Source organism: Sphingobacterium multivorum, from assembly GCF_900457465.1.
Lineage (GTDB): Bacteria > Bacteroidota > Bacteroidia > Sphingobacteriales > Sphingobacteriaceae > Sphingobacterium > Sphingobacterium multivorum.
On record NZ_UAUU01000008.1, the window covers coordinates 411285 to 436384 of the forward strand.

The window sequence follows — 25100 nt, forward strand, 5'->3', positions numbered from 1 at the left end:
ACCTGAAGCAGACAATACGATACAGTTACCGATAGAAATCTATAGTTGAGTTGCTAAAAGTTGACGGATAGTGCTTCCCATTTTTAAACTTAAATGGATGTTTATTGTTTCCTATTCGAGATAATGCCCCTGGCGGATTAGCAATGCCCGATATTTATTAAACACACTTGATTTTGACACAAAACCCATATACTTATTCTCAAGTCCGAGCACAGGTAGGATCCAGGTATCTTCTTTATTCATTTTGTTCATCACGGATTCCATATTTTCATTTATCAGCACAATATCATTGGGTTTCTGGGCGAGTTTTTCAAAGGTACTTTCCAGTCCTTCCAATTCGCCAAGTAGAATCGAGAATAGATATTCGCTGTTGACCAGCCCGATGAATTTGCCATCATGGCTCACAATAGGAAATATATTTCGTTTGCTATGAATAATATCGTGCTGCCTAGATTTAGGGGTTTCATCGGGACGTAAAATCACAAAGTTGGTTTCCAGAACGTATTTGATGCGCATCATGCTTAATACGGAACGGTCTTTATCTTCATAAGATATTAGGTCTCCCGATTCTGCGAGCACTTTGGTATAGATCGAATGTTTGAGCACTGTTCTATTGATAAGGTAAGATATCGAACAGACAAGCATCAAAGGAACCATCAATGTATAGCCTCCGGTCACCTCTGCAATAAGGAACATGCCGGTTAAAGGTGCATGCATGATGCCGCTCAGGGCACCGGCCATGCCAGCTACGACAAAATTAGGAACGTTCAGCTCTGCAAACCCTGTCAGATTGATTCCATAAGAAAATGCAAAGCCCATTAGTCCACCCATAACCAGACTTGGGCCGAATACGCCACCATTGCCACCACCATTCAGGGTAAAAAGTGCGGCAAATGATTTTCCGAAGAGCGTCAATAGGGTATAACCGAATACTACGAAACCCATATTGTGGTATTCGGAGAATAAACTATTCTTGACAATTGCGTTGAACTGCCCATTCAAAATTTGCTGTATGGTCAGATAGCCCTCGCCGTATAGCGCAGGAAATACCAGGATCATAAGACCCAGCGCAACACCGCTCACCCATACCTTGTTATAAGGGTTTTTGATTTTCCGAAACCATTGGTTGACAACGACAGATACGCGCGCAAAATATACGGTGTATAAGCCTATCAGTACAGCCATTAGCAGGTAGAAGAATAAGGCGGATACCTGCCAGTAGGAATTAAAGTTCGTAAATAGGGGTTCACTGTAGAGCAGCCGCGAAACCACCGATGCCATTGCAGAGGAAATTAGCAGTGGAATAAACACAGGGATGGAAAATTCGGGTAGCAGAATTTCAATGGCAAAGATCATTCCTGCCAAAGGACTATTAAATGCGCCAGCAATACCTGCAGCTGCGCCGCAGGCCAGTAGCATGGTCACTTCTTTATATTGTAATCCAAAAAAACGCGCAATGTTTGAACCAATAGAAGATCCGCCCAAGGCAACGGGAGCCTCCAAACCACAGGAACCTCCAAATCCGACAGTGATCGCTGAAGTCACCACCTGTGAATAAATATTACTGGGATCCAGTCGGCTTCCTTTTCGGCTGATAGCGTAGATAATGGGTGTTATGCCATGTTCTATCTTTTTGCCTTTGATAAATTTTCGGACAAATAATACACTCAGCAGAATACCGATCAACGGAAAAACCAGATACAAAGAATACTTTAATTTCCAGTCAATATCGTTCTGAATACTGGTCGCAATAAAATGAGTCAGTCTTTTTAAAACGGATGCCATGAGTCCGCCAACAATACCGACCAAAAAGGCCAAGATGATGATAAAGTTCCGATTAGAAACTTTTCTCATACGCCATTGGTTGATATGGTCTATTTTTTTATAGAAGGTCTTTTTAAAATTTGCCATTTTTGAAATATTCAGCACACTAACTTACGGACAGCTGAAGTAGCGTGCGCCAAGATAGTCATTATTGGAAGCAAATAGTTTGTATCGTCTTATAGTAGGTATTAATACTAACGTATTGTTACATACACAGGCTTATACACTACTCTTTTTGCCGAACACCGACAATACCATATAACCTAAAATTCCCGCCAGCAGGGAGGTCAGCAGAATCGATAACTTCGCTTCATTGATATGCAGCGCATCGCTGAAGGACAGGATGGAAATAAATATAGACATGGTAAAGCCAATTCCAGCCAATAAACCCACACCCAGGATATGTTTGAATGAGCTTCCTTCCGGTAGACTACTAATCCCAAGTTTAGAGCAGACAAAAGTCATGATTAAAATGCCCAACGGCTTGCCCAGTAATAAGCCAAGGCTAATACCTAGCCCCATCGGCGCGACCAATCCTGTAAGCATTTCACTTTCAATGCTGATATTGGTATTGGCAAATGCAAATAAGGGGATAATCAAAAAATTGACAGGCTTGACAAGCGCATGCTCCAGACGTTCTAAGGGCGACTCAAGGTCTGTATCATTGGTCGGGATGGTCATCGCTACCATCACACCAGCAATAGTAGCATGTATACCCGAATGATGAATAAAATACCAGATAAATACACCTGGTATCAGATACAGATAGGGGTTTTGTATATTCATGCGGTTCATGACAAACAGAATAACCATACCGATCCCGGCATACAGTAAGTAGGTGGTTTCAATACCTGAAGAATAGAAAAAAGCAATCACCAAAATGGCGATCAGATCGTCCACGATAGCCAAAGCGGCCAAAAATACCTTTAAACTTGCTGGAATCCGGTTACCTAGCATACCGATTACGGCTAATGCAAAGGCGATATCTGTCGCCATGGGTATACCCCAGCCACCTGCTGTCGCCTGCCCTGAATTGAAGCTTAAAAAGATGAGCGCCGGAACAATGGCTCCGCCAATAGCGCAGAGGATTGGGAGGGATGCCTGTTTGGGCGAGGAGAGTTCCCCTTCCACGATCTCGCGCTTGATCTCCAGTCCCACGAGCAGAAAAAAGATAGCCATTAATCCATCATTGATCCAAAGCAGTATGCTATATTTTAAATGTACGGTGTCAGTATCGAAACCAATAGGTGTATCTAAAAATGACTGCAGCCCAGGACCAGCAGCAGTATTGGCTACGATGAGGGATAAAATGACGCAGATAAATAATAAAATGCCGCCAGCGTTACTTGACTTGAAAAAATTTTTAAATACGGTAAGATTAATCAATTGGCTCATGGTGTTGCATGTTGTTTTTGGACCATAGGTCCATGTTCGGAAACTGAAATTTGGAATTGTCGAATACAGGGTCTTTCTTGGACTTCTGCTGCTCGCGATAGTCTGCATAAATAGCGACAACTTTTTTGTGAAGCAGGAGTATTGCAATCAGGTTGAGCCAAGCCATAAGCCCGACACCAATGTCGCCCAGTGTCCAGGCAGATTTGGCTGTACTGATACATCCGACATAGGTGGATACTAATATAAGCAGTCGCAGAATCCAGATAAGCACGGTTTTATGTTGTTTTTTTCGGCTAACAAAGCTGATGTTGGTTTCGGCGATATAGTAATAAGCCATAATGGTCGTGAACGCAAAAAAGGCCAGCGCCAACGCGACGAAAGCATTTCCAATGCTGGGGAAATGATGTGAAACGGCCTGTTGGGTAAAGGCGGGTCCCATTTCCGTCGCCGGAAGATGTTGGACGAGAAATCCTCCGGCTGGATTTTCAACATTATATTGCCCTGTAAAGAGAATCATCAAAGCTGTTGCGGTGCACACAAACATGGTGTCGACGTAAACAGAAAACCCCTGTACCAGGCCTTGCTTGATCGGATGGGATACTCGGCTGCTGCCGCCGCATGTGTGCTGTGCCCTGTCCGGCCTCGTTGCTATAGATACCCCGTTTAACACCCCATGAAATTGCCATGCCGGCAATTGCGCAAAGTAGCTTCCATGTTCAAGGCAGATTTTACTATCAGGGCGATAACGCCGGATCTCCGTAAAATTGAGGGCAATAATAACTAGAGCCATAAGAATATAGGCGCCCGCCATAAACGGTACAACGTATTCGGCAACGGTGCTGATCCGCTTTACTCCACGATGATAATAATCGCCAATAGTCCGGCAATAGCCAATCCGGTTATACTCGCGACACATGGAAAGCGGACTCGACTGCTGCGCTATACTGTTGCTCTGCACCCCGGCAATAAAAATCCGTACTGATGATCGTCACAATCGCAAAGGTCCAAGCAAAAGTCTTGGATCGCAATCCTTTTAGATATAGAATGCAGGTCCGCCCCGGTATTCCCATCGTTTACCTCCTTGTACATCTGACCAAGGGTAGCTTCGACAATGGCCGACGCACTGCCTAAAAACGCAATTACCCACATCCAAAAAATAGCTCCTGGGCCGCCCATAGCAATCGCTGTAGCGACGCCAGCGATATTTGCCTGTGCCAACGCGCCCCGAAATAGCAAGCGAAAAGGCCTGAAACGAAGAGATGCCTTTGTCGGAACTGCTTCCATTAAATAGCAATCGCACCATTTCTCTTATCTGCATAAGCTGCGGGCAGCGAAAATCGTACCGTAAAGTAGATGCCCGTCAGTAGACAGAGGTAGACAAGTGCATCACTCCAGATGATATCATAAATTTTATTGATTATTACGTCCATGTTGTATCATTGAATTCGTAGGCTGGGCTAAAAGTAGGGAAAACCAGCCAAGGCTGCTTTAAAATATCGAATAGATTTTGTTTATGTATTTTAAATATCTAATACGTATAATTTATATGTGTCCTTTGCCGCATCTACAAGGAATATTTTTGCTATTGAAAATTTTTATATTGTTTCCGGCTTGCGCCGGATAATTTATTTTTTTTAATTTTACCGGTATACCTTAAAATATTTTGATCAAAAAACGATTCTATAATCCGGCGCAATTGTTCATCTTTAGTTTCCTTGGCATTGGATTGTTATGGGAACTATGTTGTTGAAACTTCCCATTGCCCTTAATAAACCAATCTCCTGGACTGATTCGCTTTTCCACTGCAACGAGTGCAGTTTGTGTTACAGGGCTTGTTGTTGTTGACACAGCTACCCATTTCACTGGCTGGGGCCAAGTTTTTAATTTTATTGCTGATTCAAGCTGGTGGAATAGGAATACTATCTTTTGCTGGTCTTTTCGCCTATTTTTTAAAAGGGGGAAGCAGTTATGAAAATCAGCTTGCCATACGGGATTTCTCGAACACGCAACGACTGGGTGAAGTATTTACTTTACTCAAGCGCACGATCGCAATTACATTCGGAATAGAAGCTGTCGGTGCTGCCGTCATCTTTTGGACTATGGATGGTTTTAACGGGGCAGGTACTGCCGAACGCATTTTTATTGCTGTATTTCATTCGGTGTCTTCGTTCTGCAACGCTGGTTTTTCGACGTTGTCAAATGGCCTGATGCATCAACAGGTTTATTATAATTATGGGTTCCAACTGGCGGTAGCCAGTATATATATATTTGGCGGTTTAGGATTTCCAATTGTTATAAATGTACTTAAATATATCAAACACTTGATAAATAGGTTGTTCCATAAATGGACAACGAAGGAAAATTATTACCGTCCTTGGGTAATGACCATTAACAGCAAGCTCAATCTGATTACGACGTCTTGTATCACTGCGTTTGCGACTTTGGTGCTCTTTATCTCCGAATATAATCATGTTTTTGCTGATCATAGTGGTATAGGAAAATGGGTAGTAGCTTTCGCAACGGCGACAACACCGCGAACGGCAGGCTTCAACAGTATTGATTTTGCACAGCTGCATTTTTCAAGCATTTTGTTTATTATGCTATTAATGTGGATAGGAGCATCGCCAAACTCCACAGGCGGGGGGATAAAAACGAGTACATTTGCGCTCGCCATACTGAATGCGATCAGCTTGGCAAAAGGGAAAGACCGAACTGAAATATTTAGACGCGAAATAGCAGGGATCTCAATTCAGCGTGCTTTTGCTACGATGTTTCTCTCGCTTATAATTATAGGGATGGGAGTATACGCAATTTCATTTTTTGAGCGCAATCGGCCTTTGTTAGAGATCGCATTTGAATGTTTTTCGGCATACAGTACCGTTGGCCTTTCTTTGGGAGTTACAGGTGATCTGGCGGAAGGAAGCAAAGTCATATTAATTCTTTTGATGTTTATTGGACGAGTAACCATGCTATCGGTATTAATCGCTTTTATCAAAAAGGCGCGCTATACGCACTATCGATATGCTGAAGAAGAATTGACAATATATTAGGTAAAGGTTCCCGTATTAGTTTTAATAACTATGGGAAGGGATGTACGTATAATTTGTAAAGAACATACAAGAATGAAATTTATCATTTTAGGATTGGGGAACTTTGGAGCTTCTCTGGCAGAAAAGCTCACTGCACAAGGCAATGAAGTAATAGGTGTTGATCGTCAGATCGCTAAAGTGACGGCATTGAAGGAAAAGATTACACATACGATTTGTTTGGACGCAACCGACGAAACGGCTTTTCACTCTTTACCGTTAAAAAATACGGATGTTGTGGTCGTCGCGATCGGTGAGGATGAAGGTGCCAATATTATGGTCAGTGCTTTGTGTAAAGAGGCTAACGTGAAACGCCTGATCAGTAGGGCCGTAAACAGACTGCATGAAAAAGTACTAGGTGCGCTAGGGGTGTCAGAGATAGCTCATCCGGAAGAAGAGTCTGCAGAACGGTGGTCCAAGCGCTTGTGTATGACCGGGTTTGTAGATTCTTTTGAACTTAATAGTAATTATTCGATTGTAGAAGCCATCGTCCCTAAAAAATATGTAGGACAAACGATTCAGGAGATCGGTTTCCGAGAAAAGTATGAACTATTAGTGCTTACGATATTAAAAAATACGGAAAAAAAGACTTCATTTGGAAAAAGTGTTGTAACCACAGTACTCCATGGTATTCCTCGTCCGGATACGCGATTGCGGGAAGGAGATATTTTGGTGATTTATGGCTACAACGATCATATCAAAGCGTTCCTCTAATGCTATCTTTTAATGATTTCGACACTGTCTTTTGGAAAGTGGTTTTTTAGCCATTTTTGCAATTTATCTTGTTGGATTTGTGTTAACGCGGCGGGGGAAGTATAAATAAATGCAATGAGATTTGCCACGCTATCGGTTTTTGCGTAATGCTGTTGCATTCCCATGCTATATGAATTTAATTCAGGGAACAGAACCTTAATATCCCGATCGAGCTCCGGACTTACGACCTGGTATTTTGTAAGTTCGTTGTTTAACGCGCGAATCGTTAGATCTTTCTCACTGACAGCTGCGGTACGTTTGTCTATTTCGCTAAGAATACTAGACTTTAAATCCAGGCTATCTTGGTGAATAATAAGTTTGGTGTTTTCAATTCCGAATGTATGCATTGTTTGTTCCAATGATTTTATCTCTTGACTACTGAACTTTTTTGCCAAAAAGGCTAATTCTAGCTTTTTCGGTTTACTGTTGAGCTGCATTTTTTCATAAATGACAGTATACCCTTTGTTGCTTAGTTCCTGCTGTACAAATTGCTTCACTTTATTGGTGTATTTTTTTTCCTGCAGCAGATTGTAAGCAAAATATATACTTGGTATGACGAGCGTTAGCGTGATAATTGTTATGCTTTGCGTAATCCTTTTTTCTCGTTGCTGATCTACATAATGAGTTTTTGGATAACGCAAATATTTAACAATAATAAAAGTCGCTATATAGATAAATACACAGTTGATAATATACAAAAACAATGCCCCTGCAAAATAGGCAAAATTGCCAATTGCAAGACCATAGCCCGCTGTACATAGGGGAGGCATAAGGGCTGTTGCAATGGCTACCCCAGGGATTGGATTGCCTTTGTCAACCCGAGTAATGGCTATAACGCCCACGAGGCCACCAAATATGGCAATCATTACATCATAAATATTTGGAGATGTGCGCGCGAGCAATTCGGATTGGGCTTCTTTGAATGGACTAAGCAGGAAATAGATAAAAGATACAACAAGACTGATGACTGTCGCAATCAGTAGATTTTTAATGGATTTTTTAAGCAAAGGAAAATCAAATGTTCCTAATGCGAATCCTGCTCCGACGATAGGGCCCATAAGTGGAGAAATCAACATAGCTCCAATAATTACTGCTGTTGAGTTGACATTTAAGCCCACAGAAGCTATGACAATAGCACAGGCCAAGATCCAAGCATTGGAACCCCGAAAGGAAATGTTTGCAACGACGTTTTCTAATACCGTCTCCTTTTTTTCTTCACCTTGATGCAGATCAAAAAAGCTCAAAATTTTATTCATACACTTTTCACCTTAGATTTAAACGAATATAGTAAACATCCTTTATCTTATAGAGCATACGACCAAATTATTTGGAAAAGCGTGGTATAATAGCTACAGGTTTTCAAACCTGAAAAAGATAAATTTCGTTTTTGGGTTTTTAACAAACAATTAGGCAAACTAATTGTTGAAATTATAATCATTGGTATATTAATTTGTGATTATAACAATAAATAAATATATTAAGCCCTACGCCTTACATTTTTAATAAAATATAACTATGAACAATTTAGCATTGAACGACGTCCAGGAACATTGGAATAATTTTATTTCCTCAGCCATTGCCTGGGCACCACGAATTATTACTGCCGTAATTTCAGCTTTACTGATATATTTAATTGGATCATGGATCATTCGACTGGTCAAGCGCATGATTGATAAGGCTTTCGAACGCCGGCAGATGGATGTCTCCTTGCAGCGTTTTTTAAGTAATCTGATCAGCTGGATTTTAAATATATTGTTATTTATCGTTGTAGTCACACAGTTGGGCGTTCAAACCTCAGCATTTGTTGCCATTATTGGAGCTGCAGGTTTAGCCATAGGTTTGGCCCTGCAGGGATCTTTATCCAATTTTGCCGGTGGAATACTGATCTTGTTATTGAAACCTTTTCGGGTAGGGGATTATATCACGTCCAGTTCAAATGTTTCGGGTACGGTCACCGAAATTGATATTTTCAATACCAAATTAAATACGCCTCAAAATCAGCAAGTGGTAGTTCCAAATGGGGTATTGTCTAATAGCAGCATTACAAATTATACCCAGTTGGGCACACGCCGCACTTGGTTCGATATTGGTGTCGCCTACAACGCTGACTTAAAACAGGCGAAAGAAATTCTGATGGAAGTGGTTCGAAATAATGATTATGCTTTTAAGGAGCCAGCTCCGCAGGTTGTGGTAACCGAACTTGGCGACAGCGCAATTAATCTTTCGGTGCGTGTCACCACGTCAAACGAAAACTTTTGGACCATGCAGGAACAGTTGATTATTAATTGTAAAGAGGCATTGGATCAAGCTGGTATTGAAATACCATTTCCACAAAGGGATATCCATATTCGCAGCAATGCATGATTTGTGCGTAATAATGCATACGATTAACGTAATGATTGGTCGAAAGACCATAATGTAAACCAAATTTAATTCAAGTGATTTTGTCAAAATCGACATTTAATAAAGGAATCATTATTCCAAGCCTGCTCTTCATTATAGGGGTTTGCCTGCTAGCGGTGTTTTTTCCAACGTTGACAGTAAGTATTCTAGATACAATAAAACAGTTTATCTTTGTGAACCTCAATTGGGTATATGTCTGGGCTGTGACACTTTTTGTCATTTTCCTGGTTTACCTCATGTTTAGCAAGTTTGGTAATATCAAGCTCGGAAGTAACGACAGTAAGGCCAGAATATACCTTCTTTTCTTGGATTTCTATGTTATTTGCTGCAGGTATGGGAATCGGATTGATGTATTTCAGTGTCGCAGAGCCGATGCAACATTTTTTCGACCGAGGCTTTTGCCGGTAATCACTATATTAACCGAGCCAAAAATGCGCAGCTGTATACTTTTTTTCATTGGGGGTATGCATGCTTGGGCAATTTATGGTGTGGTCGGTTTGGCATTATCATATTTTGCATACCGCTATCGGCTTCCGCTTTCACTTCGTAGTTGCTTCTATCCTTTATTGAAAAACAAAATCAATGGAAAATGGGGTAATGCGATTGATGTATTTGCACTTTGCAGTACATTTTTCGGTATCACGACTACGTTGGGGTTCGGAGTGGTTCAAGTAAATGCTGGCTTGCAGACCCTGGGGCTAGTACCCGATAATAATTTTACCTATCAGATCATGATTGTTGGCGTGTTAACGCTGTTGGCTGTTTTATCTGCCACGTCAGGGGTCGATAAAGGTGTAAAGATATTAAGTAATATCAATATACTAACTGTTATTATTCTGTTGCTATTTGTTCTTTTCCTTGGACCTACAGTTTACCTTATTGGCAGTTTTACAGAAGGAATAGGCAATTATGTAAACAATTTCTTTAGTTTGACTTTTGATACACATGTTTATGACGAGGCAACATTACCCTGGTTTTATAACTGGACAATTCTATACTGGGCCTGGTGGATATCATGGTCTCCCTATGTGGGGCTGTTTATTGCTAAAATCTCCAAAGGGCGGACCATTCGTGAATTTATTGCTGCGGTACTTATTATTCCGACCATATTTAATTTTATCTGGATGTCTGTTTTTGGAAATAGTGCCATGTGGTTTGATATTAATATCGCTAAAGGCGCTTTGAGTTCTTTAGCAGATAATCCAGATGCCTTGATGTTTCGATTTTTAGACTACTTGCCTTTGTCGGAAATTGTCAGTTATCTGGTTATCCTTATTATTATTATCTTTTTTGTAACCTCGGCTGATTCGGGCATATTTGTTATGAATAGTATTGCTACCAAGAATGCTCCAAAGTCCCCAAAATGGCAAATGGTTTTTTGGGGCGCTTTGTTGGCCATCTTAGCGCTCATGTTATTGAACACGGGTGGACTGCAGGCATTACAAACTATGACACTTATAACAGCATTGCCATTTTCAATTATCATGTTGCTTTTTTGCGTCAGTTTGGTAAAAGCATTGACGATTGACCGAAGTTATTATGAGCGTGATTTTTCGGTGAGTACTGTGCCCTGGTCGGGCGAATTTTGGAAAGATCGCCTGCAACAGATTGTTTCTTTTAAAAGCCGTGAGTCGGTCGATGAATTTATGAGGAGTACAGTGAAGGCAGCGTTCGAAGATTTGCAGGCTGAGTTTAAGGAGAATGGTATTGAATCAAAGATTCATGAGTTGGATAAACCAAATCGGATAGCTATTGAAATCCGACACGACCTAATCAACAATTTTATATATGGGGTCAAAAATCATTTTAAAGTGGTGTCCGATTATGTCGTCGAAGAAGAAAATCTCCCTGATATAGCCGATAAGAAAACTTATTTTCCGAAATCTTATTTTGGAGATGCTCGTGAGGGTTATGATATTCAGTATTTTACAAAAAATGAGCTGATAAGTGATGTTTTGAAGCATTATGAGCGCTTTTTAGAAATAATTTCAGAAGAAAAAAATGAAATGTTTATTAGCAGCAATGCCAACAAAAATCTGAGATGATCAGCAGGCTACGACGCATTGCTTAATATGTGAGATAGCTTGTGCCTAACCAAATCGAAGCTGCTTAATACCATTTTTATTCCGCGTTAAGCTATCCATTACTGGGGGAGGAATTTTATGAAAGAGCTCGAAAATCGGGCCAGCAGTCGATATTTAGTTCGTTTTTCTTCGGGTTTAAAGTGAAAGATGCAAATTTCGATAGGTCAGAATATTTTACTAATTTAGTAACATATGATAGCATTGATGGAGGATAGTACTGTTGATTTTACCATATTTTTATTTAATAGATCAGTAACTTTATGCGTGAAATCAATTGTCATGAGGAAAAAATTCACCTGTGTGGAAATATACAGTCTTTTGGGTATTTATTTATCTTTGAAGACGATAAGTGTATTGCGGTAAGTGAAAACTGTGTAGCTATTGCAGGTGAAGATTACTCCGAAATACTCGGCATGACAGTAGACGATGTTCTTCATCGGATTGTTCCATCTTTTGAACTTCGTGGAGAGAGCATAGAACATGCTGTTTCAGACAACATGTTTGCCAGGTATGCCGATCGTGTAGCTATCCATGCTAACGATTATTTTTTAAGTCTCTATAGGTATGATGGCAAAATTTATCTTGAAATAGAGACCTGCAATCCACTTGCTGTCAAAACCACCAAATTATATTATTATGCCAAGCATTTAGATGACCGTAGCGGGGGCAACTCTTGCTGGCAGGCATTGACTGAATTGATTAAGGACATTATTCACTATGATCGGGTGATGGTATATCGCTTTTTGGAAGATAATAGTGGACAAGTTATTGCAGAGAGCAGGAGCGCTGATCTGGAATCTTTGATGAATTACCGTTATCCGGAATTCGATATTCCTGCACAGGCGCGCGAGCTTTACCGTATTTTTCATGCCCGCCATACGGCGGATGTCAATGCGGAAGCGATTCCGCTGATGGGGCGTAGTGCCGATGATCTGGATCTTACACGCTGCAGCCTTCGGGCGCTTTCACCCATGCATTTACAATACCTTAAAAATGCCGGCGTAAAGGGGAGTGCAAGTTTTAGCATTATCGTGGACGATGAGCTTTGGGGGCTTGTAGCCTGTCAGAATCGGGAGCCAATGCATGTCGATCTTTCACAGCGCCATCTATGTACTTTTCTTACAAAATACGCTGTAAACAATTATCTGGCAGATTTTCAGAAGAAACAGGTGAAAGTTCAGAAAAATCTATCACAGCTGAAGCATGATCTAAAAAGTGATTTGTTGGTCAAGCGCGACTTGTATGACGTGTTGGAAAAGTATGCCCTGCGTATTATGGAGGTAATGAATGGGCAGGGTCTACTCATTAAACGTGATCGTGCGATCATGATAGTGGGTGAGGTGCCTGATAAAAAAATGCTCCGAGAAATTGATAAAAAAATAGCCACTGCAGAGTTTTTTGCGACTGATAGATTTAAGGAGGATGGTCCTTCCGAAGATGTTGAAATGTTTCCCGGTGTACTACGCATCAGTATTCTGCCCGCAAATAACTGGTACGTATATGTTTTTAGAAAAGAACGCCTGATAGAAGAGACCTGGGCAGGGAAGCCAGAAAAGGTGATGCAGGTTGACGAAGATAGAAAGATCACCTTTCCCTCGCCACGTTCGTCATTCGAGGCATGGAAAAAAATTACAAAAGGAAAAGCCGAAAAATGGCAATCTTCTGAACTCGCTTTTATTGAGGATATTACACAAATTATTCAGCAAGCGGTAGCACAACGTGGTGGAGAGATTGATGAATTGAACAAGAAACTGGTGCGCTCTAATAATGCGCTTGATACTTTTGGCTACACACTGACCCATGATCTTAAAAATCCGCTGACGACGATACAGCTCACTGCACAAATGTTGCTCCATAAAAAAGACATCTCTGAGGAACTGCTTGCAAAGTCAATGAAAAATATCTTAGATGGGACGCAGCTGATGCGGGATATGATGGATAGAGTCTACCAAATGTCAAAGGTAAATCATGTCGACTTTGTGTTCGAACCAATTAATCCAAAGTCCAAGATTGTCAATATCGTTGAAAATTGCAAACAGCAATACCAGGTCCCGCATTTAGAATTTATAATGGGCGAAACACTGCCTGTATTGGGGGAGAGAACATTGATCTATCAATTGTTTCTGAACCTTGTTGGCAATGCCATAAAATACAGCAGCAAAAGGCAAAACCCGCAGGTGTCCGTTAAGAGCATGCGGCAGGGAAATACGGTCCGGTATGATATCAAGGATAATGGAATCGGAATTGATTTGAAGGAGGGCGACAAAATTTTTGAAATCTTTGCCCGAATGCCCAATTCAGAAGGCTTTGAGGGTTCGGGGGTTGGCCTGTCCATTGTTAAACAAATTGCGAGTAAGCTCAACGCAACTATTCATGTAGAAAGCGAATTAGATGTCGGTACTACATTTTCAGTCGTCTTCAAAGATGTGCCTGAAGCAGATCGTATGCATTTAGTATCTTAATCAAAGGAACGTAAACTTTTATCCAATAAATTGTCTATCTTGTAAAATCTCAAAGAAAGATTATATAAACGGTTTGGTAACCAACTATCTGCCCAGCTTAGGTCTATATTTTAAATCCCCCCACAAGACCATATTTTTCAATCATTGCGGTGTTTTTAAACAATCAAAAAATGAAAAAGAAAATTGTTGTTTGTGATGATGAAACCTTCATCCTTAACGTTTTAGAGCTGGCTTTAAAGAATGAATTCAGAGAAGTTTATTTAGTTTCAAAAAGCAGAGAACTTATTGCATCTGTCGAAGAAATTGAGCCTGATATTATATTGTTGGATATTGAAATGCCATGGCTGTCAGGTGACGATATCCTTCGTGAACTCCGAAGTTCGGAAAAAAATCGAAATATTCCAGTGATCATGATGTCTGCAAGCTCGCGTGGGAAGCAGATTGCTTCTGAGAGCGGAGCTGACGCCTTTTTGGCCAAACCATTTGAACTGGACGATCTTTTACTTCTCGTTGATAAATTAGGCTAAGCGTAAGCGTTTGTCTTAGGATGATCCCATCAGCTGCATAAAAGCACTTTTTAAAGAAAAAGTGCTTTTATGTGTACTTCGTCAGCATGTACTTGCCGGCTAGTTGTTCAGTATGCTATTAAGTTTATCTGTGATATCTGTTAAATCAAAAGGTTTGGCGATAAAGCCATTTGCGCCTAAATTTCCTGCGATTTCAGGTCCATCGACGCTTGCTGATAGCACAATGATAGGAGTTTCTTTAATTTTGGGTGTGCTGCGGATAATTTTAATCAACTGGTCACCAGAAATTATTGGCATTCAGAGGTCCAGCAGCAAGAGGTCTGGCTTATGGGAAATTAATTGCTTCGTCAGGTGGGTGCTATTTATTTCGCATATAACAGCGGAGTTTCAGAAGATCATCGGCAGTACACCTCTTTCAAAAGACCTCAGCATCGTTGATATGGACAAAAAGCCCTTGCTTAAGGCGGAACTTGCGGGCAAGATCGTTGTCATTGATTTTTGGGCAACCTGGTGCAAACCCTGCATAGCCTCTTTTCCTTATCTACATCAGGTGTACAAAAAATATGCGGATGACCCGCAGGTGAAATTCGTTGTGCTCAATTCGGGCAGTGGAAATAGCTGGGACGACGCCTACAAATGGGCGCAGGCCAAACCCGAATTTGACTTTCCATTTTATTACAACCAAGATAAAAAGCTGAGCAGTAAACTGGAAATAACCTCCATTCCGAGAACGTTGATCTTGGATAAAAAAGGGAACATCCGTTTCCGAAAGGTGGGCTTTGAAGGTGAAAAGTTGCTGCAGAGCCTCGATGCTATGATCGAATACCTGAAAGAACTGGATAGATAGCTATACGATAATAGGATAGCAATAAGGTAGTTATACAACTACCTTATTGGTATCTATTACCTTTGTGGTAATACGAAATGTTTTTGTTGATCCCTTGCGCCGCATCATTTCTGTCGGGCGATACCGTTGCGGGAGCATATTGCAATGACACAATATCGCTGCTGTCGATGTCGGGCATTTTAAGCGGGCGGTACCACGAAGGTGGGTTTGATAGATTACCCGTTTGCTTGCGATCTGTTGTTTCGGTTGATTCTTGTACCGAACGCTGTTTCCAGCGTTTGTATACCAGTAGTGCTGCTCCAGCGACTGCCGTGATAACGAGTCCGATTTGTGCTTTCATACTTTCTTCTTTACCAATTGAAAAAAATTCCTTTCCAATTGAACAAAGCTCCTTTCAAAAAGTTCAATAAAAATCAAATCAGCTTTTTGGTCTAGCGCAATAAGGTCTTCCAACAGAGCATTCGAACGTTAGTCCACCAGTGTCACCAGCATATCAGCCAATTTTGTAGGTGCTGTGAGCATGGCATCGTGGCCCGTCGCGATCTCCCGATAGTGCCAGTTGAGCTTGTGGTCGGCGCGTACCTTTTCGCTCATCTCCTTCATAATGGGCAGCTGGGGGTCGGTGCATGCGATATAGACCAAGGGTAATCCATTGCCATACTTGTTTTTTAAGTGCAGCCGCTGTGCAAATGTGCCAAAGGGTTGTGCTCTGAGCCTTTCCTTGACCCAAGAAACCATGCCGGGGGCTGTAACACCAAATAGTGCAACGTCAAAAGGCGCAAAATTCTCTTTCCGCTGAATGTTTTTGAGCTGAATTTCTTGCACTGCCTTGGGTTGCAATGAAATGGGGCTCTGGCCGTCTTCAATAATCATGGCGTCGAGAAAAATCAACTTGTGTAATCGTGAGGGAATGCGATCGGCAACTCCGGCAATCACAGCACCGGCATAGCTGTGCCCAACGAGATACACATCATGCAGATCTTCCATCTCGATCAGGTTGACAATGTCCTGGATATGGGTGTCGATGTCGACCGAAGGCTCGATCAGGTGTTTACGTTCACCAAGCCCCGTCAGCGTAGGGGCGTAGACCCTGTAGTGAGCATCTGTGAGCTGTTGTGCGACGGCCTGCCAGCACCAGCCGCCATGCCAGGCCCCGTGAACCAGCACATAGGTAGGCCGATGATCTTGGTGTTGAGCGTATCCACTTAACATACCGCAGCTTAGCAGGACAAGCAGAAATAAAGTTCGCAGTTGTTTCATTTTTTTATAATTTTATACTGTTTTTAATACCTGACAAAGGTATAGGCAAGCTTTTGTCCGCACAATAACTCATCCTGAAGTGAGTGGCTATAACTCGATATTTAAAATGGCAACACCCCGAAAAAAACAATCCACCAACACGGAGAATCTACAGACTTTGGCACAGGCATGTGATGTGAACGAAGTACTGGCGCAAATAGCGTTGCGTTGGAAAATGCAGATTCTATACTGTATTGCAGCGGATGTATCGCAATTCAGCACCTTAAAAAAAATGTTTCCGACACTTTCAGATCAGGTACTGAGCAAACGTTTAAAGGAGCTGAAAGAAGAATCGCTTGTCGTTACCGAAGAAATTGAAAACACCGTACCGCCTCAGATACGCTATAGCCCAACAGAAAAGGGTAAGGAACTGTTGAAGATTATCCTGAATCTGCATCACTGGGGACTAAAATGGAAAACTACAGGCAATAACTATTGCCAAGTGCATTCGGAAAGCGATCAGGATCGCGTTTTTTAACCCTATTTAAATCTTATGGATTCACTCTTTCGCGCCTGGCAAAAAAGCCGCATGGCTTACCTTAAGTTCTTCGACAATTATTCTTTGGAACAGCTTAACCGCATTCCCGAAGGCTTTAGCAACAACCTGATCTGGAATATCGGGCACATCATTGCCACACAGCATAAATTAATTTATATCGGATCTGGGGTAGCGGGACATATCCCCGGGGAAGTGTTTGTGAATTATCAGTCCGGAACACGGCCTTCAGCGGCTGTATCGCAACAGGAAGCCGATCTGCTTAAAAGATTACTCCTCGAGCAGATTGAGCCGACCATCGGTGATTTTAATAACAAAAAGTTTGTCCACTATCAGGAACGTACAACCGGAACGGGCTTTCATCTCACTTCAATAGCGGATGCCTTCGAATGGAATAATTTTCATGAAGGGCTGCATTTGGGGTATATGATGAGTATTAGAAAGTTTGTTGTTGACCGACAATAATCTAGGGGTTTTATTTTCAACGGTTTGTACATGTAGTACGAAAGGTTAAATAGGTAAACACGAATGATTTTTAAAGCTCTTCGGTCGAATATGGATGTCGATGACAGTGTATTTGATGATATATACCCTTCCAAAATAAAACAATTGGCTGAACGCCACTGGACACCTGTTCATGTCGCAAAAATGGCTGCCGAGTACCTGGTTGAATCTCCCATGGACAAAGTCCTGGATATTGGTGCCGGAGCAGGGAAATTTTGCCTTGTTGGCGCTTCTTGCACCCAGGGAATGTTTTATGGTGTGGAACAGCGCGAATCGCTGGTGGAGCTTTCCAATGGATTGGCCGAGAAACATCAGGTGCACAATGTAGCCTTTATTCATGGCAATATTGACGAGATCTGTTTTTCCTACTATGACGCATTTTATTTTGGAATTTGGTCTTAAATAGATCGACAAAGTATAAAGGTGTTTTTGACAGGAATATGTTTATTTTGAAATCTTAGCAAAGGTGAAGGGAATTTGGAGGCTGTCGCCCGCCACATTTGCTTTCAGCTTTTCACCGTCCCGCCAGTAGGTAATTTTTTTAGGAAAGGGGAGCGAGTCATTCGTACATTCAAACAGACCGTTCTTCATCATGGTCATCTCAAAAGTGATAAAATCTTTTTCATCGGGTGTTTTAACCTTTAAATTCCAGCTACCGTCGGATTTTGATAACTGCATTTTTTCCTGATGTATGGTATCCAGGTTATGTAGGGTAAAAGCAAAACCGACATATTCAGCGTCTTTGATTTTCTTCCAATATTCAAAGGTCCTTTTATCCTTGGTTTCGTTGGTACGCTGCCATTTTCCCACGAGCCAATCGAAATTTTCAGATGGCTCATTTTGAAGCCCTGAACATCGTACCAAAACGAGTAGAATCAATAGTGAAACTCCAACTTTGATTAATTTTGCCATCTTCTGTTTTGTTTTAAAGGTTGAGCAGCCAACATAGGCGCTGCTGAGACGGGCCCAAATGTTGACAGGAGGCTCTGTTGCCCCTATGCGATTAAATTTAATAAAAAAAACGGAGTTTGAAAAGTATCGGCTTGGTCATCCTAGTCCATTATGTCTCTTTTTGGCGCTATCCAATGGCTTTTTGGCACTTGTATTATGAGAAAAAACGACTCCTATTGCTGCCCTGCGTAGCGTGCATGATCTGACTGGTAATTGTCTGTATTCAAATGTACATATTCCCGCCCGCTCTTCTACATTGATTGACTCTATTTTTGGTCAGGAAAAAGATTATTGAAAATAAAGTCTACTAATATTATAGAATTTATTTTATGTTTACTATATTTGTTTTATCAACCTAGGAGATAAGCCTGTCTTGCGTACAAGCCGTATCTTCCGCACGTAATGATCACAATGTTTTACTTAATTCATTATTTATGAACGGCAAATTTTATCTAAATCCTTTCCAACCGAGCGCAGGTCTGCGCAATGGTACATCCTTTTGTTCTGATTTCAATAAGCGAATGTGTAGCTGCGGTTAAAGGGAAGTACTTCTTTCCATAAAAAGCAGCTTTTCTGACAAGTAATCAATTGGCGTTGGCACTTGTAAATATTCACTGTTAAAATTTTACCTATGAAAAATAGCGTATGGAAGTACGCCGTGACAATTTTTTTGTCACATGGTTTGCTATTGCCTGCATTTTCGCAGCAAGCTGAGCCCCTTATTAACGCTACCTTAAAAGGTGTTGTATTGGATTCGATTACCAATCGGCCTATTGAAGGCGTTACCATAAAGCTCGAAGGCGTGACGCACCAAGTAAAGACCGACGCGTCGGGGAGATTTCAGTTTGTCACGGGGCAACGGCTTCCGTTGACATTCTCCACTTCATTTTTGGGATATAAAGGTCGAAAGATTACCGCACGGGAGGCGCAGATTCAGATCTTGCTTCAACCGAGCGTTTCCGACCTGGATGAAGTGGTTGTTGTGGGCTACGGTATACAAAAACGAAGAAGCCTAACGGGCGCAGTTGCCAAGATCGACGCTGCCGAAGTCAACAAAATTCCGGTAGCCAGTTTTGATGCCCAGTTGCAGGGTAAACTCTCGGGAGTGCAGGTTTCCACCAACTCGGGTGTCCCTGGCGAAAGTATCTTTCTGCGGGTTCGCGGAACAACATCCATCAACTCCAGTAGCGATCCCTTATATATTATCGATGGGGTAATCTTAAACAATACCTCGCTTCAGAATATCGGGCTCGGTGGACGGACCAGTTCGCCGCTCACAGATATCAACCCGGCAGATATCGAGTCGATTGAAGTGCTGAAAGATGCATCTGCTACCGCAATCTATGGTTCCCGGGGGCCAATGGTGTGATTATCATTACCACCAAAAAGGGAAGCTACGGTGGCCGGACCAAAATTGATCTCAACCTGCAGGGGGGCTGGGCTGAAGCCAATAAATCCCTGTTGCCCAAACTGGCTACAGGTCCCGAAACGGCAACCCTCGCCAACGAGTGGTGGATAAACTCCGGACTGGACAATCCGGCATTGAAACAGACTTTCGCCAACAGGCCTCACCGTCCTGTTTCGGAAGGCGGGAAAGGAAATCCCGAAGATCAGCCTACTTACGATCGCCTTGGTTTCCTCTTGCGCCACGGGAAGCTGCAGGATTATAACATCGGCATCCAAGGGGGCGGAGACAAATCGCGTTTTTATATTGGTGCGGGCTACACGGGCCAGGAAGCTTTTATCAAGGTGATCGACTTCTCACGTACTAATCTCAAGTTTAATTTTGACCATCAGCTCAGCAGTCGTGTGAAGATCGGCGTGACCAATAATTTTTCCAGAACCTACCGCAATCAGGCACGTACAGGCGATGGCCCACAGGTAAGCCTGTTTAATTCGGCCGTTTCTTCGGCAACGAATGTGCCGATATTCAATACCGATGGATCAATCAATGGTACCGATAACACCTATACCCTGGTAGACAACTACGATGTCAATACCACAAGCCTACGCTATATAGGAAGTGCCTTTGCGGAAATCGATCTGCTGAAGGGACTGAAATTCAAATCCAGCTTTAGTGCCGACTATAACCTCTACGACGAATCACAATACTGGAACAGCAAAACCAGTATCGGTATCGCAAATAACAATCAGGCGACGTCGGGAATATCGCGAAATGCAACCTGGATCAATGAGCAAACCCTGACCTACCAGCATACGTTCGGCAAGCATAGCCTCAATGCTATTTTGGGAAATACCTTGCAGAGCAATGTACTTGATTACAAGTATTTGGAGGGGAATGGTTTTGCCAATGATTCCTTTAAACAGATTTCCTCGGCAGCCAATATCATTGCCGCCGACAACTGGACTAAATATACCATTGCTTCCTATTTTGGAAGGGTAGGCTATAGCTATGCCGACCGTTATTTTGCAGAGGCAACCCTGCGGGCAGATGGCTCGTCCAAGTTTGGTGCCAACAACCGATGGGGGTATTTTCCCGCTTTTTCGGCGGGCTGGCGGATTAGTCAAGAAGCCTTTCTGGCAGATCAAACCTGGTTAAACGACCTGAAAATAAGGGCTTCCTATGGATTGACGGGCAATCAGGCCGGAATCAGCAATTTCGCCGCCAGAGGTCTTTGGTCGGGCAATGAAAAATATGCGGACAGCTACGGCAAGGTGTTGCCAAGTACAGGTCCTTTCCAGTTGGGTAACGAAAATCTGCGCTGGGAGAAAACAGCACAGGCCGATCTTGGACTGGATGTGGCGCTCTTTAAAAATCGCCTGTCCATTACCGTAGACCTTTACCATAAATATACCTCCGATCTGCTGCTCGAACGACCTATTGTCGGCAGTTCCGGTTTTTCAAAGTATTGGGCCAATGTGGGTGAAATCAGCAACAAAGGCTATGAAGTGTTGATCAACTCGCTCAACGTGAAAACAAAAGACTTTGCCTGGAATACAAGCTTCAACATCTCGGGCAATAAAAATAAAATTGAGAAACTGCCCACGCAAATCACCCAGTATACCCGCGATTGGGTGATTATGAAAGAAGGTTATTCGCTCAACTCATTCTGGCTGTATGAACAGTTGTATGTCGATCCGCAGACCGGAAAGGTGGTATTTGACGGACAGCTGAGCGATGGTTCTTTGCCGACTTCGGCGCGGAAGGTGTTTCGCAATGCCTATCCCAAGTTTTACGGAGGTATAGGTAATACCTTTACCTATAAAAACTTCGATCTGGGCGTAGACTTTAGTTTCCAATATGGCAACTACGCGGTGAACCTCAACCGCTATTTCAGGGAGCGTAATCCCAGCAGTGGTGGCGTGTCTCAAAATGTGCTGAACAGGTGGCAGCAGCCCGGGGACATCACCGATGTGCCCCGACTGACATCGGAAGGGCTCAACTATACTATCGATGCCAATAGCCGTTATCTCGAAGATGCCTCGTTTTTGAAGCTGAGACAGCTTTCTTTTGGATATAAACTGCCGAAAGAGCTGGTAGAGCGGGCGAAGCTGTCTGCAGCGCGGATCTATTTTGTAGGATCAAACCTCTTTATCTGGAGCAAATATACAGGCGATCCCGAATCGAATGTCACCAGCAACCCAAATGCGCAGGGGATAGGCACATTTGGAACTCCACCGCAGCCCCGTACGTTTCAGCTTGGGCTCAATGTAACCCTTTAAACGTTAACCTTAATCCGTAAAGCTCATGAAAAAAATTATATATTTCCTTTATCCGCTTCTTGTCCTTCAGCTCAGTGGCTGCAGTTCTTTTTTGGATGTGGAGCCCAGGAGTTCAGTATCTGATGAAGTGACTATCGTCGATGCGAGTTCTGCCGCAACAGCAGTACGCGGCATTTACTCTGCACTTCGGTCCAACGATTATTATGGCTATAGCTTTCAGTTACTGGGATTCTTTTCGGCAGACAACATCGTGTATCGTGGCAGTCAGACTGTTCATCAGACGCTGACCAATCATACGGTCAAATCCGACCTCGCTGTGTTGGCTACGGCTTGGAACCAGATCTATGCCACCATCAACAGGACCAACCATGTGATCAGCAAAGTACCCAACCTCGCGCTGACGACGACTTTCACCGAAGCCTACCGCAACCAGCTTGTGGGGGAAGCCTATTTTGTGCGCGCACTGGCGTATTTTGATCTGGCCAGAACTTGGGGTGGTGTACAGATCGTGTTGCAGCCGACAACTTCGGCCAGCAGTCTGCCGCAGGTCAAAAGAAGCTCCCTGGCCGACACCTATGCGCAGGTGTTGCAGGACCTGCAAAAAGCAGAACAGCTCTTGCCCAATGACACCAATCGCATCCGCGCTACCAAGAAAACGGCCCGCGCGCTGCTGGCAAGATTCTACCTCTACCAGAAAAACTGGAGCGAAGCCATAAAATATGCATCCTATATTATTGACGACAACGCCAATTATAGCTTGGTCAATCCATACCGCTCGTTTTATGCCAACAATACCTCCAACACCAAAGAGTCTGTCTTCGAACTGGTCTATGATATCAACAATACCAGTGGTCAGACCAGTCAATGGTTGTCGGGCAATAATGGCGGAACTGCCTGGATCAGACCTTCGCAGGGCATCTACGACCTACTAGTGGATCCTACGATCGGAGGGGATCGTGCTGCGCTCGTGTCCAAAACCACTTCATCCACAGATCCAAATATCCTGATCGGCAATCTCTATTCCCGAACAGACCGTACTGACCCCGCTTTTTTGATCCGTACGGCCGAGCTCTATCTGATCCGCGCCGAGGCATTGGCTCAGCGGAATGGCCCGGGCGATCTGACTGCGGCATTGGCCGACTTAAATGCCATACGCTCGCGCGCAAATATTAAGCCCTTGCAAGGACTCGGAGCTGCGGCACTGCTGCAGGCTGTGGAAGATGAGAACCGCGTGGAATTTGCCCTGGAGAACCATCGCTGGTACGATCTTTTGCGGACGGGACGTGCACAGCAGGTGCTTAATATTTCTTCCGTGAATAGGCTTTTGCTGCCGATACCGTACGCTCAGGTTTCGATAGATCCGGATCTACAGCAAAATCCTGGTTTGGATTGATCCGCATGAATCAGGTGTTTTTTTTCATTTAATCGTATTGAAATGACCATATTAACAGACTCTCATTTTTTTAAGCGCCATCGCTCAGCGATTGTATACATTGGCCTGATTTTCTTTTTGATACTCAGTATCCCTTACGACCCTAATCTTTTTAGGGACCGTTCATTTGGGGATCTGTTTTCCTTGGAGAACTGGTTTGCGTTGGCGACTTACCGCACTTCTTTTATTGCCGAGAGCCCTTACGTCGGTACGGACGTGCGCGGATATTACAACTGGGCTATTGCGCTGCTGCTCGCGTTGTTGCAATTTTGGGCCTTTGGCCGTAAAATCAGGCAATCTTTTCAGGTCAATGATGATAGCGTATTTTATTGGCTGCGCGTGCTGCTACGCTATCGTTTAGCCTTAGCAATGATCTTTATCGGTCTCGTCAAAATCATCCCTATACAACTTCCCGAACCAACCATTAGCGAGCTGCATACCGAATATGGTGATTTTCTGCTCTGGAAGCTCTATTACCTGACCAACGGCATTGCAACCGCGGGTTATCTACCGGTAATTGGTGCGCTAGAAATTGTGAGTGGACTCTTTTTATTGAACCGGCGCACAGCAATCATCGGGTCGGGGCTGCTTATCGCTGTATTGCTCAATGTTGTTATCGTCAACTATGTGTACGAAATCGGTGAACAGGTGTATAGTTCATTTTTACTACTGCTTGCGGTCGTGATCTTTTCGTACGACTGGCCCCGTTTTTATCAGCTCCTGATTAAAAAGGGAGCAACTGTCCCCGATGGGTTTTGGCCTGAGTATGGACGCCGCATTGCGCGCATTCGCCCTTATCTGAAGGTCTTATTCCTGCTGCTGATCGCTGTATTTAGCGTGCAGGCTTACCTGAGCTGGAAGAATTCGGATTATCCCTTCCCCGATGAAAAAGGGTTGGAAGGAGCAGCAGGGGTGTACAATGTGAAAGATTTCGTGTGGAAGGGCGATACCATCCCGTATTCGCTGAGCGATACATTACGGTGGAAGGACGTGGTTTTTGAAAAATGGAATACGCTCAGCATACGCGGAAACCGTTCCGTACGGGTTGATAGCCTCAAACCACATATCGCCTTCAACCGGGAGCGTAACTATGAATATCTGGGCAATGGTGGCCGCGAATTCTTTGCTTATGCGATCAAAAAAGGAGCAAACAAGGCGGAGACAGCGATCAAACTGACGGGAAAGGTCAGTAAAGGCCACACCTTTGCCTTTGTGGTCAATCGCCCGGATAAGCGCACGCTTGTGCTTGATGGTGTCAACCAACTCGGCGATTCCCTGCATGTGCGCCTGGAGAAAATAAACAAGAAATACCTGTTGCAGGAGGGGCGTAGAAAGCCGATCCGTATTTATTAA

24 protein-coding genes are annotated in these 25100 nt (G+C 43.1%); 14 read left to right on the top strand and 10 right to left on the bottom strand.

Translation table 11 applies throughout. The features are described from left to right. Positions 1–111 precede the first annotated feature (111 nt). From DTA23_RS10255 to DTA23_RS27650, 5 genes are all read right to left on the bottom strand, one after another. Positions 112–1911: a chloride channel protein gene (locus DTA23_RS10255; protein WP_088161367.1), complete on the bottom strand. Its 1800-nt coding sequence runs from the start codon at positions 1909–1911 to the stop codon at positions 112–114. A gap of 132 nt (positions 1912–2043) precedes the next feature. After that, positions 2044–3219: a Na+/H+ antiporter NhaA gene (gene nhaA / locus DTA23_RS10260; RefSeq protein WP_112374627.1), complete on the bottom strand. Its 1176-nt coding sequence runs from the start codon at positions 3217–3219 to the stop codon at positions 2044–2046. Next, a complete protein-coding gene (locus DTA23_RS30880) occupies positions 3203–4177 on the bottom strand; it encodes an alanine:cation symporter family protein (RefSeq protein ID WP_218565357.1) in 975 nt (324 codons plus the stop codon). Before DTA23_RS30880 ends, nhaA begins: the two co-directional genes overlap by 17 nt. Next, complete coding sequence (locus DTA23_RS27645; protein WP_502263824.1) at positions 4159–4395, bottom strand: alanine:cation symporter family protein; 237 nt, start codon at positions 4393–4395, stop codon at positions 4159–4161. Before DTA23_RS27645 ends, DTA23_RS30880 begins: the two co-directional genes overlap by 19 nt. Before the next feature lie 107 nt (positions 4396–4502). After that, positions 4503–4649: a hypothetical protein gene (locus DTA23_RS27650; RefSeq protein ID WP_218565359.1), complete on the bottom strand. Its 147-nt coding sequence runs from the start codon at positions 4647–4649 to the stop codon at positions 4503–4505. Between the two features lie 381 nt (positions 4650–5030). Here DTA23_RS27650 and DTA23_RS10270 point away from each other — a divergent pair, with 381 nt between their 5' ends. Together DTA23_RS10270 and DTA23_RS10275 are read left to right on the top strand one after the other, a co-directional pair. Next, complete coding sequence (locus tag DTA23_RS10270; RefSeq protein ID WP_218565360.1) at positions 5031–6269, top strand: TrkH family potassium uptake protein; 1239 nt, start codon at positions 5031–5033, stop codon at positions 6267–6269. 72 nt (positions 6270–6341) lie between these two features. Then, positions 6342–7019 carry a potassium channel family protein gene (locus DTA23_RS10275; protein ID WP_070566542.1) on the top strand — a complete coding sequence of 226 codons (678 nt, stop codon included), beginning with the start codon at positions 6342–6344 and terminating at the stop codon, positions 7017–7019. Positions 7020–7021: 2 nt separating this feature from the next. Here the strand turns inward: DTA23_RS10275 and DTA23_RS10280 are convergent, their stop codons facing one another. Beyond that, positions 7022–8314 (bottom strand): TIGR00341 family protein, encoded by a 1293-nt coding sequence (locus DTA23_RS10280; protein WP_112374628.1) that lies wholly within the window; start codon positions 8312–8314, stop codon positions 7022–7024. A 259-nt stretch (positions 8315–8573) separates the two neighbouring features. Between DTA23_RS10280 and DTA23_RS10285 the strand changes: the two genes are divergently transcribed. The 4 genes from DTA23_RS10285 to DTA23_RS10300 all read left to right on the top strand — a co-directional run bounded on the left by DTA23_RS10285 (position 8574) and on the right by DTA23_RS10300 (position 14534). Beyond that, positions 8574–9422, top strand: a complete 849-nt coding sequence (locus DTA23_RS10285; RefSeq protein WP_070566538.1) for a mechanosensitive ion channel family protein — start codon at positions 8574–8576, stop codon at positions 9420–9422. 74 nt (positions 9423–9496) lie between these two features. Next, positions 9497–11506: a BCCT family transporter gene (locus DTA23_RS10290; protein WP_256603343.1), complete on the top strand. Its 2010-nt coding sequence runs from the start codon at positions 9497–9499 to the stop codon at positions 11504–11506. Positions 11507–11805: 299 nt separating this feature from the next. Next, positions 11806–14007 carry an ATP-binding protein gene (locus DTA23_RS10295; protein WP_112374629.1) on the top strand — a complete coding sequence of 734 codons (2202 nt, stop codon included), beginning with the start codon at positions 11806–11808 and terminating at the stop codon, positions 14005–14007. A 170-nt stretch (positions 14008–14177) separates the two neighbouring features. Then, on the top strand, positions 14178–14534 hold the full coding sequence (locus tag DTA23_RS10300) for a response regulator (RefSeq protein WP_112374630.1): 357 nt from the start codon (positions 14178–14180) through the stop codon (positions 14532–14534). Between the two features lie 99 nt (positions 14535–14633). Here the strand turns inward: DTA23_RS10300 and DTA23_RS10305 are convergent, their stop codons facing one another. Beyond that, entirely contained in the window at positions 14634–14831 is a 198-nt protein-coding gene (locus DTA23_RS10305) for a response regulator (RefSeq protein ID WP_112374631.1), read from the bottom strand. Positions 14832–14889: 58 nt separating this feature from the next. Here DTA23_RS10305 and DTA23_RS10310 point away from each other — a divergent pair, with 58 nt between their 5' ends. Then, positions 14890–15381, top strand: a complete 492-nt coding sequence (locus tag DTA23_RS10310) for a TlpA family protein disulfide reductase (protein WP_172462376.1) — start codon at positions 14890–14892, stop codon at positions 15379–15381. Between the two features lie 43 nt (positions 15382–15424). Here DTA23_RS10310 and DTA23_RS10315 read toward each other — a convergent pair whose 3' ends face one another. Both DTA23_RS10315 and DTA23_RS10320 read right to left on the bottom strand, forming a co-directional pair. Beyond that, positions 15425–15721, bottom strand: coding sequence for a hypothetical protein (locus tag DTA23_RS10315; protein ID WP_112374633.1), 297 nt, complete (start codon positions 15719–15721; stop codon positions 15425–15427). 128 nt (positions 15722–15849) lie between these two features. After that, positions 15850–16641, bottom strand: a complete 792-nt coding sequence (locus DTA23_RS10320; RefSeq protein ID WP_112374634.1) for an alpha/beta hydrolase — start codon at positions 16639–16641, stop codon at positions 15850–15852. Between the two features lie 106 nt (positions 16642–16747). Here DTA23_RS10320 and DTA23_RS10325 point away from each other — a divergent pair, with 106 nt between their 5' ends. From DTA23_RS10325 to DTA23_RS10335, 3 genes are all read left to right on the top strand, one after another. Next, positions 16748–17158 carry a winged helix-turn-helix transcriptional regulator gene (locus tag DTA23_RS10325; protein WP_112374635.1) on the top strand — a complete coding sequence of 137 codons (411 nt, stop codon included), beginning with the start codon at positions 16748–16750 and terminating at the stop codon, positions 17156–17158. Positions 17159–17173: 15 nt separating this feature from the next. Then, complete coding sequence (locus DTA23_RS10330) at positions 17174–17641, top strand: DinB family protein (protein ID WP_112374636.1); 468 nt, start codon at positions 17174–17176, stop codon at positions 17639–17641. Positions 17642–17704: 63 nt separating this feature from the next. Next, positions 17705–18082, top strand: coding sequence for a methyltransferase domain-containing protein (locus DTA23_RS10335; protein ID WP_112374637.1), 378 nt, complete (start codon positions 17705–17707; stop codon positions 18080–18082). A gap of 42 nt (positions 18083–18124) precedes the next feature. Here DTA23_RS10335 and DTA23_RS10340 read toward each other — a convergent pair whose 3' ends face one another. Further along, the gene (locus DTA23_RS10340; protein ID WP_172462377.1) at positions 18125–18592 is read right to left on the bottom strand and encodes a DUF6265 family protein; all 468 of its coding nucleotides are present in this window, start codon (positions 18590–18592) and stop codon (positions 18125–18127) included. Positions 18593–19262: 670 nt separating this feature from the next. Between DTA23_RS10340 and DTA23_RS28925 the strand changes: the two genes are divergently transcribed. From DTA23_RS28925 to DTA23_RS10355, 4 genes are read left to right on the top strand one after another with little or no spacing between them, the layout of a single operon-like run. Next, positions 19263–20000 carry a TonB-dependent receptor plug domain-containing protein gene (locus tag DTA23_RS28925; RefSeq protein WP_256603349.1) on the top strand — a complete coding sequence of 246 codons (738 nt, stop codon included), beginning with the start codon at positions 19263–19265 and terminating at the stop codon, positions 19998–20000. Then, positions 19997–22315 (top strand): SusC/RagA family TonB-linked outer membrane protein, encoded by a 2319-nt coding sequence (locus DTA23_RS10345; protein WP_256603351.1) that lies wholly within the window; start codon positions 19997–19999, stop codon positions 22313–22315. Before DTA23_RS28925 ends, DTA23_RS10345 begins: the two co-directional genes overlap by 4 nt. Before the next feature lie 25 nt (positions 22316–22340). Then, positions 22341–23708 carry a RagB/SusD family nutrient uptake outer membrane protein gene (locus DTA23_RS10350; RefSeq protein ID WP_112374638.1) on the top strand — a complete coding sequence of 456 codons (1368 nt, stop codon included), beginning with the start codon at positions 22341–22343 and terminating at the stop codon, positions 23706–23708. Between the two features lie 42 nt (positions 23709–23750). Next, on the top strand, positions 23751–25100 hold the full coding sequence (locus tag DTA23_RS10355; RefSeq protein ID WP_112374639.1) for a beta-carotene 15,15'-monooxygenase: 1350 nt from the start codon (positions 23751–23753) through the stop codon (positions 25098–25100).